This window comes from Bartonella sp. AP150HLJHH (genome assembly GCF_042196385.1).
Lineage (GTDB): Bacteria > Pseudomonadota > Alphaproteobacteria > Rhizobiales > Rhizobiaceae > Bartonella.
The window spans coordinates 179,872-195,501 of record NZ_JBHIQC010000001.1 but is presented as its reverse complement, the minus strand read 5'-3'; the positions used below and the strand labels follow the sequence as shown (position 1 = coordinate 195,501).

Here is a 15,630-nt window from a genome sequence, read left to right as displayed (position 1 = left end):
CGGATAATAAAATACCAATGTTTTCCAAAGATACCCTCCCATGTATAAGTCGTCATTTCAATATCTGTAATAAACGTGGGTTACATGCACGTGCTTCTGCAAAATTTGTACAAACTGTTGACAATTTTAATGTTACTGTTGAAGTTGAAAAGGACGGGAAAATTGTTGGCGGATCATCAATTATGGGACTTATGATGCTAGCGGCTTCATCCGGTTGCAACCTCACCATTCGTGTTTCAGGACCAGAAGCAACAGATGCTCTTAATGCTCTTGAAAAGCTCATCAATAACAACTTTGGAGAGGAAAACTAGTGCTTTTTCATCATAAACAAAGATGATAATTCTTAGAAAATAGGAACTTTCCATCATTATTTTGAATTTTAATTTCTCTTCCCGCTTTTATACAAATATTCATATCCATTATAGATTGGCATAATTATCATAAATGTAAAAGCTTATAATAATTTTGTTATGCTCGATTTTTTTCTTCCTTTCCTAACATTATTTGACCAATTTGAATAGTTTTGCGTATTATGGCTATTCCCCGACTTAATCATATAATTAAATTTTTACAGAAAAGAGAACTCTTTACCTTGTATTAAAGTATGCTTTATTTTAGGCTAAAGATAAATGTCAAAATAATTTCGCACATCAAAAATCTATCAACTTTTCTTATTTTCTGCTAACTTTGTAGCCTTTATAATACACAAGTAATCTTCCATTGCACATCATTGTGATACAGATCCTGAAAACGCAATTCTTATCAATATCATAACCATTTTCTTAAAACAAATAAGCTGTGTATATTCATAATTATGGTAAGCATTTTTTAAACATTATTTTTCTATACTATTGCCTTATGTTCTTTGGTAGACAACTCACTCTCGTTATCTATCATTGTGCTTGGAGTGGCATCTTTTCATTGTAAAGAGGTAATATTGTGGGTCGTCTATTTAGTGCCCTTCAAATTCCTCAACAAACAACACAACAACTTGTGTCGTTGCAAAGTGGCTTACCAAATACGCAGTGGATTAATTCGCAAAATTTTCATGTCACCTTATCTTTTTTTGGCAAAGTTGAAAGTTCTACCGCAGATATACTTATGCACGCCTTTGACACAATAAAGCTCTCTCCTTTTATGCTACAAATAGATGGTTTTGATATTTTTGGTTCAGAAAATACTGCCCCCTCTCTTGTTATTCGCATTAAACCTTGTAAAGCTCTCAATCTTCTACACGAAAAGATGCAATCTATCCGTAGCCATTTAGGTCTAACACCTGATGAAAGAGAATTTACTCCACATATTACTATTGCGCGACTGCTTGATACTAAACCTGAAGACCTTGTTCCTTATCTGTTCTTTCGAAGGAATTTTTCATTTCCTCCTTTTGAGGTTGATCATTTTGTTTTATTTTCATCGCCATTTCCCTCAAGCGATGCCGTGTATGTTGTAAAAGGAAATTGGCCACTTCAAAAATAAAAGGGTGTTTGTCACACCCTTTAAAAACTCTTTGAGAAAAGACCCTATATATATGAAACTGCAGGGAATACTGCATTTTACGATAGAGGTTTGTTATTGATGTGTTTTAAGCCGAATCATCTTCAACAGAAGTTTCTTTTGCTCCTCCTTTGGCTACACCCACTATAGCTGGACGTAACACCCTTTCCCCGATAATATAACCTGCCTGAACCACTTGTTGAACAGTATTATCTGGAACATCAGCATTGGGAATTTCAAACATCGCTTGATGAAAGTGAGGATCAAATTTTTGCCCCTCTGGATGAATTTTTTGCACCCCATGACGTTCTAATGCTGCCATCATGGCACGTTCAGTCATTTCAACGCCTTCTGCCAATGATTTCAAACCAGCATCACTCTCCCGTGCACCTTCTGGAATAGCTTCCAAAGCACGATTGAGATTGTCAGAAACCGATAACATATCCCGTGCAAAATTAGCAATGGAATAAGCTCTTGCATCCGCCACATCTCGCATAGTACGGCGTCGAAGATTTTCCATATCTGCAACAAGACGTAAAAGCTGATCTTTCAGTTCTTTATTTTCATCCTGCAAAGACGCTAAAAGATCACTAACCTCATTGCTTTCTGTTTCAACGACTTCGTGTTCCTCTGTTTTATGTGTTTTTAAAAATTCATCGGCTGCCTGTTTAAGTGTATTACGATCAGCTGGATTTTTTAAATCACAATTTTCAAATGAAGCGTCAGTAAATTTGTTTTTTTCATCAGACATAAAAATTTTATTCCTTCATAAGATTCGTTATTCTCGATATCGAAATTCTACAGACAAAAATCAAGGGGTATCGATGTATATAATACTATATAATACAATGAGCTTTTATAGTACAAATACTTACTTGCATCGTTTTAACGCAATAACTGTGACACAAGTTGAGCTGTATAATCAACCATGGGCACGATCCTTGCATAATTAAGCCGTGTAGGACCAATAACACCTAAAGCACCAATGACTCTTTGTTGTGAATCACGATAAGGTGCTACAACTAAAGAAGAACCAGAAAGTGAAAATAACTTATTTTCTGAACCAATAAAAATTCTAACCCCAGAACCTTCATCCGTTAAATCGAGAAGTTGTGCCATACTTTCACGCGTTTCAAGATCATCAAACAAATGGCGTAATCGTTCTAAATCTTCTTCTGCTTTCACATCTTCAAGTAAATTGCTACGCCCGCGAACAATGAGGTGTATTTTATGATCAGCACCTTCTCCTCCCCAAAGAGCTAATCCCGTTTCAACAAGATGATGCGATAAATCATCAAGTGCAGCCCGTGTTTCTGCGCATAAGCGGGCAATTTCCCCTTTAGCTTCACTCAATGTACGCCCTTGGATATGGGCATTGAGAAAATTCGTTGCTTCCGTCAATTGTGCATGAGTAACCCCTTCCGGTAAATGAACAATACGATTTTCAACTTCACCTTGTTGAGTCACCAAAACGGCAAGAGCATGCTCCCTATCAAGGCGCACAAATTCAATATGTTTCAATGTTCCTTCTTGTTTTGTTGCTAAAACAAGCCCTGCCCCACGTGAAAGATCTGAAAGAACTCGGCTTGCTTGAACAAGAAAATGTTCAACCGATTGTGCATGACCAGCCTCTTTGACTTGCATTTCAATATTTTCTCGCTCTTCGTTTGGCAAATCACCCGCTTCCATAAATGCATCAACAAAAAAGCGTAAACCTGATTGTGTTGGCATTCGACCCGCAGAAACATGTGGTGCATAAATCAAACCGAGATGTTCAAGATCACTCATCACATTGCGAATCGTCGCAGGCGATAATGTCTGTTGTAAAAGCCGCGAAAGATTACGTGATCCTACAGGTTCACCATCATTAAGATAAGCTTCAACAATATGGCGAAAAATATCACGCGAACGTTCATCAAGATATTTTAGTTCATTATCAATAGTTTTGTGCTTCATCACAACTGTTTCACTACTTTTAAAATCCTCATCTCTTATATAAGTTTTGCCAAGGTTTGGTCAAATAGTCTAAAGTAGTATAAAAACATATTATCCTATTGAGCTGTAAAATGCTACCTTTCAGAGTGATGCTTGATAAATTACGCAGGAAATATTTTTGTTAGAGTGTGTGAGAAATATTTAAGATTAAGAATTGATCTGTAAAGTGGTCTGCTGTAGGGACTTGTCAAGAGAATCTAGATTGATTAAAAATCGCTGTAAATAGAAAATTTCACCCTTTAGAGCAAGCAGAAAATTGGAAGTTTACCATAAAATGCTATCATAAAAAAGACATGTCTTCCCTATCTTTGCAAGGTTATCTTCGTGCAAGATAAAAAATTTTATTGGAATAAAATATCATAAAACGTGTAAAATAATCATATTATGTGAAATCAAGCAGAATGTGTGTATATGAGCATTTAAACCGTTTTTTAGCACAAAAATAATTCCCCTTTCATTTTTGGAGAAATCTATATGAGAAGCATAGCAGATAAAAAACTTGTCATTGCTACACATAACACTGGAAAATTGCATGAAATCACTACTTTAATTACGCCTTTCGGTTTAATAATACAATCGGCAAAAGAACTAGGCTTGCCAGAACCAAAAGAAACGGGAAAAACATTTGAAGAAAATGCTTATATTAAAGCTTTTTCAGCAGCAAAAAAAACAGGACTTCCTGCCCTCTCTGATGATTCAGGCTTAGAGGTAGATGCATTGGAGGGTGCGCCAGGCGTTTATACCGCTGATTGGGCAATTCAAGCCGATGGTACACGTAATTTTCCAAAAGCTATGAAAAAAATAGAAAATGAACTCCAAAAAGTCGGAGCACGAGAAAAAAGTCAACGGAAATGCCGTTTTATATCCGTCATTTGCATTGCATGGCCTGATGCTCATGCAGATTACTTCCGTGGATGCGTTGAAGGAACGTTCATTTGGCCTCCACGGGGAGATAAAGGCTTTGGTTTTGATCCTATTTTTTTACCAGATGGATGTGAAAATACCTTTGGAGAAATGTCAACAGAACAAAAACACAACTGGAAACGCAATGATCTTCCCCCTCTTTCACATCGCGCACGTGCTTTCAAACTTTTAGCAGAAAACCTTTTAGCATTCTCATGAATGAACCTTTCGGCATTTACATTCATTGGCCCTTTTGTGCAGCTAAATGTCCTTATTGTGACTTTAATTCGCATGTTCGCATCCATGGTGTTGATCAACCACGTTTTGTCACCGCCTTTAAGCGCGAAATAGAAACGCAATACCACAAAATAGGACCACGCCATATTACAAGTATTTTTATTGGTGGAGGAACCCCCTCTCTTATGGAGCCACAAACTGTCGATGCCCTATTGCAAGCACTTGCAAAAAAATGGGTAGTCGATGATAAAGTTGAAATTACATTAGAAGCTAATCCATCCAGTGTGGAAGCAGAGCGCTTTCGTGGATACCGTGCGGCAGGTGTTAATCGCTTATCTCTAGGAATACAAGCGCTCAATGATAAAGCATTGCGCAAACTTGGCCGACTCCATAATGTGGAACAAGCTCTTTGTGCCATTGCTTTAGCACGACAAATTTTTCCACGTTTATCCTTTGATCTCATTTATGCCCGCCCCGAACAAACCCTCGAAGAATGGAAATCTGAAATTTCCCAAGCAATTGATTTGGCAGCAGACCATCTTTCTCTTTATCAATTGACGATCGAAGAAGGAACCGCCTTTAAACGCCTTCATGATGCAGGAAAACTTATCCTTCCCCCATCAGAGCTAGCAGCAGATCTGTATCATCTTACTCAAGAAATAACGGCACTACATGGACTTCCTGCCTATGAAATCTCAAACCATGCAATGCCCGGTGCCGAATCAGCACACAATCTTCTTTATTGGCGTTATCACCAATATGCAGGCTTTGGTCCAGGAGCACATGGACGTTTCATTGAGCATACACCGAATCATTCCTCTTTCTGTTCAAAAACATTGTCATCACACCTTGAAAACCGCGAACGTTATGTCACAATAAATGAAAAGCATCCCGAACAGTGGCTTAATTTGGTAGAAACAACAGGACATGGCTGTATTGAAACGGAACATTTAACCACTGAACAACAGGCAAATGAAATGCTCCTTATGGGATTACGCCTTTGCGAAGGCTTAGAACTTATACGCTATGAAACCTTAAGTCCCAAACGCATCCCTATGGAAAAACTGATCGAGTTACAACACCAAGAATTGATAGAAATGGTCGATAACCAACGCTTAAAAGCAACAGCCAAAGGACGTATTGTTCTTGATCACATCATCAGCCAACTCGCAAATTAAAATTTTTATAACAACATACTTATTATCATTTTTCATAGCAAGGTGAGACTAGAATATTGTGAGATTCTTTCATTTCAAAACTATTTATAGCAAGTTAGTTATCGCCATTTGCTTACACCTTAAAAATAGAGAAGCATGTGGATAAAAACTATAAAAAAGGAGTAAAAAGGCCTCTTATGAACACTCTTAAGTGCTAAAAGCTATTGTAATATTTTGAGCTAGAAAGTGTATGGTGCTCTAACTTTATTTTTCATAAACATAAAGATGGGGAGGCATTATAGATTTTATATTACAACATTCATAAGCACCGTAGTAGCACAAATGTGACAAACATTAAGAAAATTTCTTTAAAACAAGTACGTGAATGCATAATACGATAATGTATTTTTTCTTTATGAAATCGTGGCACCATTAAAAGAACCAGAGAAATAAACATGAAACCATGCATCAATTTCTGATTATTTAAAAAGATATTACTCTAGATAATTTTGAAAACCGTAAAGCTGAATAAAAGAGAAAGTAAAAAAGAACGCTGATTTTCACCTTTATACCTTTATATTTCCCCTCAATCAGGTTGTGGTTGTATGTCTGTTTCAGAGATTACAAAAAATAGATATACACAATGCTTTTATCCTATTCTGTCATATAAAAGCTGTTATCGCAAAAAATACTGAACCAATATTTATTTGAGATACGCGGCTGTATGATCGTATTAATTTATAGGTAACAGCAACATCATGAGCTTTACTAAACAAATAATGTGCTCAAATGGCAAATATACTAAATATGAATCGGTATTGCTTTGTTAGCGAGCGAAACGATGTTAATCTCATATGATCTTACTTGTATGCGTATATGCTTATAAGTGTCTGTACCCGTCCTTTAAGGTTATTTAATTAAAAAATTGAGAATAATACTAGGACAATCTTTGGTTAAAGAAATCAACGTGCTGCTACAAAAAAATTCTGTGTATCTTTATCATAACCAAGATTAAAGCTGATTAAATACGCTCACCTTCTATCTCGTAATGATTTGCAACGGAAGTTCTTGGGGACAAAAAAAGCAAGGTAAAATATATGAAATAAAACAAACTTAAAGCGCTTTTCCTATAGTCTTTATTCTAAGAAAGTCTATAGGAACAAGAAGTACCTTTTATGCGAGTGCAGAAAACATATCAAAACATGAGCTGTGAATGAGCGCATTTATGTTGTACGAACTTTTTACAATAGTAGCATGTTTTTGTGTGTCTTTATGGCATCAACCTGTCATCACACAATGATGATATAATATTCATTGTTTTCCATATATGATTGCGTGTGACTTCCTTTCTACACTTTAAAGAACGAATATTTTCAATCCAATATGGTCTAAACAGTTCTGCTTCTTCAAGCAGATCTCTTTTGGCTTTTCAATTATGTAATTCACTTAACTAAAGACTCTACAGGCAAGAATCCCAACTTAAGAATATTCATTACTTACTCTAAGACTACTTAATATATTAAGTTTTACGAGTCTCGTATCACCACACCATAAATGGCAATATCTTATGGCACAACAAGATAAAGGTATTTTTGAACCAGCAACCTTTTCTTTATGCAAAAAATTCAATAATAAAACGCTCATAAATAGTAGTAAGTGTTTCTATTGCATCAAGGGCTACACACTCATCTACCATATGCATCGTTTGCCCCGGTAAACCAAATTCGACCACTGGGCAATAATCCTTAATAAATCGTGCATCTGAAGTACCACCAGAAGTGGAGCATTCTGGTATATTCCCTGTTACACTTTTAATAGCATTGGATAAAGTTTGAATGAGTTTATCATTTTTGGTCAAAAAAACATCTCCTAAACTTGGAATCCATTCAAGCTGATAAGAGGGATATTGGTCACCATTGTTTTTTGATTGTACCAAAGCAAGACGCTTTTCAATTTCCTTCATCAGTGTTTCTTTTGTCCAAAGATCATTGTAGCGTATATTAAAACGAATCGTTGTCTGCGCTGGAATAACATTGACCACTAAATTACCGGTATCGATGGTTGTTAGCTCCAAATTACTGGGTTGAAAATTTTCTGTCCCTTTATCTAAAACGGTTTGTGTCAATGCTTGAATAAGCTTACTTGCCAAAGGCAAAGGATTGGCAGCCCTTTCTGGAAAAGCAACATGACCTTGGCGACCCTTCACGGTAATGACACCAGAAATCGATCCGCGGCGACCAATTTTGATAATATCACCAACAGTCTTTACGCTTGTTGGTTCTCCCACAAGAGCCGCAGTCCATTTTTCGCCTTTTTTTTCTGCCCATTTGAGAAGTTTTACCGTACCATTAACAGCAGGCCCCTCTTCGTCACCAGTAATTAAAAGGCTTACCCTTCCTTTAATGGATCGTTTCTCAAGAACTCGCGCTAGAGCCGCAATAAAACAAGCGATACCACCCTTCATATCAACAGCACCCCGCCCATATAATTTCCCCTGATCTATAACAGCTTCAAAAGGTGGATAAGTCCAATCTTCCAATGCACCTGGCGGTACGACGTCCGTATGACCCGCAAACATAAGATGGGGTCCTTCACTTCCCATTTTTGCATAAAGATTTTCAACATTATCTGTATTTTTATCCGTAAAAACAGGGCGATCGACGTGAAATCCCATTTTTTTTAAAAATTGTTCCAAAGTTGATAAAGCCCCTGCTTCATGAGGTGTAACAGAAGGACAACGAATAAGTGCCTGTAATAGCTGAAGTGGATCTGTAAGAACAGACATAAAAAAACCTTCCCATTTTTTTATAAGTCATCGGAACTTAGGGTTATTACGCTGAATTACAAAAAAGATAAAGCAAAACATTGAAGACACTCAGCAAACCAAGCAGGGGAGAACAATCGTGCTGAGAGCTTCAATGGCTTCCTCATTATGCATGAGCAAGCAAACACTCAACAAAACACTCAACAAAAAGTTCCGTTAAATATTGCCTTCATTTGAAAGTTTTTTACGCCTCTAAATTATATGAATCAAAATTAATTGCATGCAGTCTAGGAGCATTTTCTTTCAACCAAGCACGATATGTTTTACTATCAGGACATAGCTCTTCACAAAGAGCCCAAAATCTTGGCCCATGATTCATTTCAACAAGATGAGCAACTTCATGGGCAACAACATACTCAACAACTTCTTTTGGTGCCATAATAAGGCGCCAAGAAAAAGAAAGACGCTTATCGATTGAACAAGAGCCCCAACGACTTCTCGTATCTTTATAACAAATGGATTTGACTTTACGCTCTACCTGATGAGCATAATGTGCCACCAAAGGCGTTATAATAAGCGCCGCTTGTTTTTTCAAAACGTCAGCAATGCGTCTTGGGAGATATTCTAATTGACCATAAACAATAATTTCAGGCCCTTGCTCCGCATCTGCTGTAATGATTTCTGTTACCCCACGTCCCTCTCTATGCTTTATGGTATGAGAAACACCCAATAAGGGAATTGTCGCCCCTTCTTTGAGATAAGCATTTTTATGAGAGATTTGTACATGAGCAAGACGTGCCTCAATCCAAGATCGATGCTTTTCAATAAAATTTTCAACCGCATAGAGATTTATTGCTGGTGGTGTTGTTACACAAATCTCCTGACTTCTGGCATCAATACGTAAGGTAAGACGGCGCGCATACTTATTTTCCCGCACCCGTACAGGTACAAAACGCTCAGAAAAAATAAAATGCTGTTTAGAAATGCTCATATATTTTTATCTTCATCAATAAATGTACCCCTTACTTTGCATTAATCTGATTAATAAAAGATCTCAATACTGTTTCAAGGCAATCTAAATCTTGTGGACGAGAAAAGCGATGATCTGCATCACGAACAAGTGTCAATGTTACATCATGGAGAGGTAAATGATCAAGTAAAGTCAATGTATGCTGATAGGGAATATCTTCATCTTCCATCCCTTGTAGAATATGGACTGGACACCCAACATCAATGCATCCTTTCATAACACAATTTTCGCGCCCATCTTCAATCAATGTTTTTGTAAAGGGCATTGGCTCTGTATCATCAACTGCAGGTCGTTCAATATAGCCTTTTTCTTCCAAAACCTTCCATTCTTCTGGGCCTAATTTTGGTTCCACCAATGTTTGTGTAAAATCAGGTGCTGGAGCAATCAATATCATGCCAGCAAGCTTCTTATTTTTCTGTGCTAGCATCATTGCAAGCCTTAGCGCAATCCACCCCCCCATAGAGGAACCAATCAAAATTTGTGGACCCTCACAATAGGTTTCAAAAGTCGCTAAACTTTCCTTAACCCAACGCGAAATTGTTCCTTGAAAAAAATCACCTTCAGATTCTCCATGTCCAGAATAATCAAAACGTAAACAAGACAAATCATTCTTCTGAGCAAACTGATCAACTAACGCTGCCTTACTTCCTAACATATCGGATTGATAGCCAGGAAGCCAAACCAAACCTGGAGATTGGCGCCCCTTGCGATAGCGTACTGCAAGTGCGGTGTTCTCAAATGAAAAAAACTGACAAGGAATATTTTGATCCATGATTTTTTATCCTCTATAAAACAAATTCTTTAAATTAAGAGAAAAACTTTTATAATCTAAATCATTCCAAAAAGTAATAAATCAAATAATGAAAATAACACGAATTATAGTTGTTTTTAGGTACATAATTGTATATTAAATTAACTGTAGTTGAATCAAAATTTAAGGAGCATAAACCATTCGTAAACCGTTTAAAATGACACCTACCCAAAAAGACGGACCACGTTCAAATCAGGATATTCGGGTACCTCATGTTCAGCTTATCAATGATGAGGGACAACATCAGGGAGTTGTTGCGATACAAGAAGCTCTTGCTATGGCTGCAGATGCGGGACTTGATTTGGTTGAAATTGTACCAAATGCGGAGCCACCTGTATGTAAAATCATCGATTTGGGAAAATTAAAATATCAAACCCAAAAAAAAGCTGCTGAAACACGTAAGAAGCAAAAAGTCATCGAAATCAAAGAGATTAAGATGCGCCCAAATGTTGATGTCCATGATTATGGAGTCAAACTCAAGGCTGTTCATCGCTTTATTGATCATGGTGATAAAGTAAAGATTACTTTGCGTTTTCGTGGTCGTGAGATGGCTCACCAAGATCTTGGATTAAAGCTTCTTCAGCGTGTGAAAGAAGATACAAGTGAAATTGCCAAAATCGAATTGGAGCCAAAGCTTGAAGGCCGGCAAATGATGATGGTGATAGCACCTAAATAGTTTTGCATTGGAATAATATTCGCATGCAACGCATCAAAATGATGTGTATAGTATTATTTAGAAGCACCACATAGAATTTTTGTGGTGCTTTTAAGGTTTTATAAATGTGTATAAATCCTTTTAAGAGTCTAATAATGCTTTATCAATTTATAAGAAGAATTCGTCATTTTGCATATTAATGAGAAAGCTCAACATCGTAAGGTCTTCTTATTTCAAGCTCTTTTATCATGCAATGCGGCAAAATTGTTTGCTTACACATCACAAATGGAGATGATACATAAAAATTATTAAAAAAGCAGAAATGTTTTTTGTGAGCCATTTCAAGTGCCAAAGGCTATCACAATATGGAAATTGGTAAATACAATAGTGAAACTCACCGGTATCTTTTATTGAAAACTAAAAATAATGATGAACAACGAATTTTCGTTATACCTTTTACAGAAACTTTGAACTACATTCTTCACTCTCACCGTCGTGAAATTGATGTGATGAACCTTGAAAGAAAAAGCTATTTTTGTAAAAAAGATTAAGGGGCTTTTTAATTAAGAGTGTTTCAATCTTGCATAAAATAATGAGAGAATATAGAAGCTCTTCATGGCTAAAAAACAAATTTCCTCTTTTGACAAACATCTTATTATCCGCCTTTTGCGAGAAAATTTTCGTAAACATATGCGTTGGTACAGTGCGGCTATCTTCTCAATGATCATCATTTCTTGTACCACAGCAACCAGTGCATGGATTATGCGGGATGTTGTTAATCAGATTATTGATGCACAAAATTTTCCTATGATTGTTTTGATTTCTAGCTTCATTGCTTTTATCTTTATTCTCAAAGGAGTTGCAACTTTTTTCCAAACTTACTTTCTAAACAAAGCAGGCAATAGTATCATTGCTGAACAACAGCGTAAAATTTTTGCACGACTTATGGAACAAGGTGTCTCTTTTTATCATAATAACACTTCATCTGATCTTCTTGTTCGTGTAACTCATAACGCGACAGCCGTACGTAATATAATTGATACTATTATCACAACTTTTGTACGTGATTTGCTTTCCGTTAGTGGTCTGTTGCTTGTCATGTTCATTCAAAACTTTGTGTTAATCTCCATTACTTTAATCGTAGGACCACTAGCTTTTTTAGGCGTTCGAATGGCTTTAAAACGCGTTCGCAGCTTGATGGAAAAAGAGCTCCTTTCACTTGGTGAAATTATCAAAATCGTACAGGAAACGGCTGTTGGTATTCGAATCATCAAGGCCTTTTCACTAGAAGAAGTCATGAAAAAACGGATGGACAAAGCCATTTGTGATGTTGAAAAACAAACAAACAGTATTGCAACACTCGAAGCTATTACCAATCCAATTATGGAAACACTCACGGGTGTTGCCATTGCAGGTATTATTTGTTTTTCCGGTTATCTTGCAACCCAACGCGCAGGTGTTCAAGGTGAATTTATGTCCTTTATTGTTGCTTTACTTTTAGCTTATGAACCCGCAAAAAGACTAGCAAATGTACGTGTTAAAATTGAATCTGGCTTGGTCAATATCCGTACGATGTTTGAAATACTCGATTGTCCCCTTACAGTTGTAGAACATAAAGAAGCTAAAGATCTGAATAAAACGCAAGGAACTATTCGTTTCGAACATGTTTCTTTTGCATACACTAATAACAAAATGATATTGAAAGACATCAACCTAGAAATAGAAGCCGGAAAAATGACAGCATTGGTGGGACCATCCGGTTCGGGAAAATCAACCCTTATCAACCTTATTATGCGCCTCTATGACCCCACAAAAGGACGCATATTGATTAATGATCAAGACATTCGCTACACAACATTTCGCTCTCTGAGAAACCTGATGGCCTATGTAGGACAGGATACTTTTCTCTTTCAAGGAACTGTTAAATATAATATCGGGCTTGGAAAAGAAGGGGCTAGTGATGACGAAATTATCGAAGCAGCAAAAGCAGCAAATGCTCATGACTTTATTATGAGTTTGCCAAATGGTTATGATACACAGATAGGTGATAATGGCTGTAATCTTTCAGGGGGGCAAAAACAACGACTCGCTATCGCTAGAGCAATGATTCACGATAGTGAAATTCTGATTCTTGATGAAGCAACAAGTGCGCTCGATTCACACACCGAAGCACAAATTAATGAAGCTATTCATCACCTTACTAAAGGACGCACAACGATCATTATTGCTCATCGCCTTTCAACGATTGCTCGTGCTCATAAAATTGTGGTCATACAAAATGGACAACTGATTGAACAAGGTACTCAAAAAGAATTGCTAGCAAAAGAACATGGGTTTTATAAAAAACTTCATAATATCCAGTTCAAAAAACATACCTCCTAATTTCTAGATCCTTAAATAAAATTTGAAATAAAAAATGGATAGAAGGTAATGCTCCATTTATAAAAAAGACTTGTTACCACGAAAAAGCATTACTTTAATCAAAGTTGGCAAAGAATTTATGGTTTATTGAAAATAAACTTCTTGGATTTAGATGAAAACTTTACTCGCTATTTTGTTGAATGCAATTGACTTTAACCATGAAATTTCAAAAACCCCTTCCCTTCCTCAAATAAGTGTTGAAACATTCATAAGTGTTGTGAATCCTGAAAGAGAAAGCATAAAAGTTTGAAAAAATTATCGCGGATGATGATGAATTTGGATTAATACAACCTTTATCCGTGTTTATCCCTGCACTGATAATTTTTTTCTCCACACAACTTTTAAAGGACAAAGACTCTACCCAATCTGATCTGTAAACAATCTAGATTTTTATTGAGCTCATTCCTCTTGATAACAACTTATGTGATTCACTTATACAAGGCTTACCCTAAATATTCACCACGTGCTTTCAGAATACTGTGTCAAAAAGGCTTACATACCTTATATCACCACACCTCAAATGTCGGTCTTTTATGGTACAACAGAATAAGCTAACAATTATAAATTGTGTTGCAAATTATAGATACACTCCGTTTAAAAGAAAAACATTGAAAAAATAAGAGAGGTTTTATTATAAAACTTTTTTACTGTTGTAGCTTGCTTTAAAGCAAGCTTTGCTGTTTTTTCTACATTTAGAAACTAAAATGATATTCCTCCAATACCTTAACGGCTTGAAGAGTTTATAAATGCACAACGTTAGTGCCTATATAAGGCTATAATTTCAATATGTAAAAAAACAGATGAAAAGCAAAATGACATTCCTCTTTCTTTTAACCGCTAAAATAGAAAAATACGACATATAATTCTGATAAATACTTTTACAAAAATATCTTTTAATATACATTTTAATACTTTGATTTATAATCGTAATTTGTTATTTTATATCTTAAACAAAAGATAAGATGTAATTTGCTTATTGCAAATTTTCTTTATATCTATGATGAATCAATCAAAAGCGCTTGTTGTACGTCATAAGAGATATTGGTATATGCATAAAAACTCTTAAGATAAGCAATAAAAATACCTCTACACTTTCAAGTGAAAAGATTGTCAGCAACATGAGAAGCTGGAAAATAGAATGATAATGCCGGCTTATAGCTTTAGTAAATACTTATACCTTTATTAATAACGGTAGTGTAGATTTTATACCATTCATAAGAGATACTTTATACCATTTCACAAGCAATCTTATGAAATAGACTCAAGCGCACACTGAGAAATGTTCCTTTAAAACAAGTACATAAACTTGCAACACAATAATGTTATATTTTGGAGTATTCTGTTTGGGGAGCTATTCGTTATAAGAAAAGTGATCTTATTCCAGACACAATAAACAAAATCTAAAATAATAGGTAATTTTTATTATTAAAAAATATTGCTTTAAATGCGTTTGACAATAAAATCGATATCTTATGAATTCTCTGCTTGCCTCACGTTTTTGACGGTCTTTAATGGAATCATGTCCTTCACGTAAAAACAGAATGCCATTGTGTTGCAAATTCACGTACTTGTTTTAAAGAGATCTCTCTCAAAGTCTTCCCTAAGCCCATTCGCAATAACATTCGTGAATTGTATAACGATAAATCCATTAACCCCCTCTATCTTTACGCTTATGGAGTAACAAGCCGGCACCACTCACACTATTCTGCCAGTCCCTAATGTTGCGACAGCTCTTAGCTCTCGACATGATTCATAAAAGGCATTTTTAGTTATTTCTTAATAGTTTTATCCACACAGGATTCTCCGCTTGTAGCATACAAGCCGAATGATTTTGATTGATTCAATACGAAAGAGATTCGTACGATATTCAAAGTTCTAATTCAAGTTGAATAACAATAAATTATCTTTATAAATCAATATATTGCACACATTACATTCTTTAGGCAACAGCACGATATGGGCTTGAAAACAAGGTAAGGTATTTCTCTAAAATAAATATATAGCAGCAAAATAACATACTATCTTTCGTGAAGATTTTGTCCCTTTAGAGAATAGCATAACAAAAATCAAATATTTCAGATACATCTCTTCACGCCTCAACAAAAAGCTTCTTCTTTTATAGGATTTCTAGTCTATGCCTCCTTCCTCAGATTTAGAAAT

Annotated in this window: 12 protein-coding genes; 7 read left to right on the top strand and 5 right to left on the bottom strand. The window is 35.9% G+C overall.

The window, feature by feature from the left end; translation table 11 throughout:
* Positions 1–17: 17 nt before the first annotated feature.
* Positions 18–311 carry an HPr family phosphocarrier protein gene (locus ACFING_RS00745; RefSeq protein WP_012754483.1) on the top strand — a complete coding sequence of 98 codons (294 nt, stop codon included), beginning with the start codon at positions 18–20 and terminating at the stop codon, positions 309–311.
* A 628-nt stretch (positions 312–939) separates the two neighbouring features.
* Positions 940–1,479 (top strand): RNA 2',3'-cyclic phosphodiesterase, encoded by a 540-nt coding sequence (gene thpR / locus ACFING_RS00740; RefSeq protein WP_375620860.1) that lies wholly within the window; start codon positions 940–942, stop codon positions 1,477–1,479.
* A 106-nt stretch (positions 1,480–1,585) separates the two neighbouring features.
* On the opposite strand, the gene grpE is transcribed toward thpR, so the two are convergent.
* Entirely contained in the window at positions 1,586–2,248 is a 663-nt protein-coding gene (grpE, locus tag ACFING_RS00735) for a nucleotide exchange factor GrpE (RefSeq protein WP_375620861.1), read from the bottom strand.
* Between the two features lie 134 nt (positions 2,249–2,382).
* The gene (gene hrcA / locus ACFING_RS00730) at positions 2,383–3,453 is read right to left on the bottom strand and encodes a heat-inducible transcriptional repressor HrcA (RefSeq protein ID WP_375629189.1); all 1,071 of its coding nucleotides are present in this window, start codon (positions 3,451–3,453) and stop codon (positions 2,383–2,385) included.
* A 513-nt stretch (positions 3,454–3,966) separates the two neighbouring features.
* Here hrcA and rdgB point away from each other — a divergent pair.
* Positions 3,967–4,614: an RdgB/HAM1 family non-canonical purine NTP pyrophosphatase gene (gene rdgB / locus ACFING_RS00725; protein WP_375629186.1), complete on the top strand. Its 648-nt coding sequence runs from the start codon at positions 3,967–3,969 to the stop codon at positions 4,612–4,614.
* Positions 4,611–5,810: a radical SAM family heme chaperone HemW gene (gene hemW, locus ACFING_RS00720; protein WP_375629182.1), complete on the top strand. Its 1,200-nt coding sequence runs from the start codon at positions 4,611–4,613 to the stop codon at positions 5,808–5,810. Before rdgB ends, hemW begins: the two co-directional genes overlap by 4 nt.
* Before the next feature lie 1,591 nt (positions 5,811–7,401).
* Here the strand turns inward: hemW and dapE are convergent.
* The 3 genes from dapE to ACFING_RS00705 all read right to left on the bottom strand — a co-directional run bounded on the left by dapE (position 7,402) and on the right by ACFING_RS00705 (position 10,355).
* On the bottom strand, positions 7,402–8,574 hold the full coding sequence (gene dapE, locus ACFING_RS00715) for a succinyl-diaminopimelate desuccinylase (RefSeq protein ID WP_375629179.1): 1,173 nt from the start codon (positions 8,572–8,574) through the stop codon (positions 7,402–7,404).
* Positions 8,575–8,797: 223 nt separating this feature from the next.
* Positions 8,798–9,544 carry a M48 family metallopeptidase gene (locus ACFING_RS00710; protein ID WP_375620865.1) on the bottom strand — a complete coding sequence of 249 codons (747 nt, stop codon included), beginning with the start codon at positions 9,542–9,544 and terminating at the stop codon, positions 8,798–8,800.
* A 31-nt stretch (positions 9,545–9,575) separates the two neighbouring features.
* A complete protein-coding gene (locus tag ACFING_RS00705) occupies positions 9,576–10,355 on the bottom strand; it encodes an alpha/beta hydrolase (protein ID WP_375620866.1) in 780 nt (259 codons plus the stop codon).
* Positions 10,356–10,551: 196 nt separating this feature from the next.
* Between ACFING_RS00705 and infC the strand changes: the two genes are divergently transcribed.
* From infC to ACFING_RS00690, 3 genes are all read left to right on the top strand, one after another.
* Positions 10,552–11,070, top strand: coding sequence for a translation initiation factor IF-3 (gene infC, locus ACFING_RS00700; protein ID WP_026500140.1), 519 nt, complete (start codon positions 10,552–10,554; stop codon positions 11,068–11,070).
* Between the two features lie 344 nt (positions 11,071–11,414).
* A complete protein-coding gene (locus ACFING_RS00695) occupies positions 11,415–11,600 on the top strand; it encodes a hypothetical protein (RefSeq protein ID WP_375620867.1) in 186 nt (61 codons plus the stop codon).
* Positions 11,601–11,664: 64 nt separating this feature from the next.
* The gene (locus tag ACFING_RS00690) at positions 11,665–13,431 is read left to right on the top strand and encodes an ABC transporter ATP-binding protein (protein WP_375620868.1); all 1,767 of its coding nucleotides are present in this window, start codon (positions 11,665–11,667) and stop codon (positions 13,429–13,431) included.
* Positions 13,432–15,630: the final 2,199 nt, after the last annotated feature.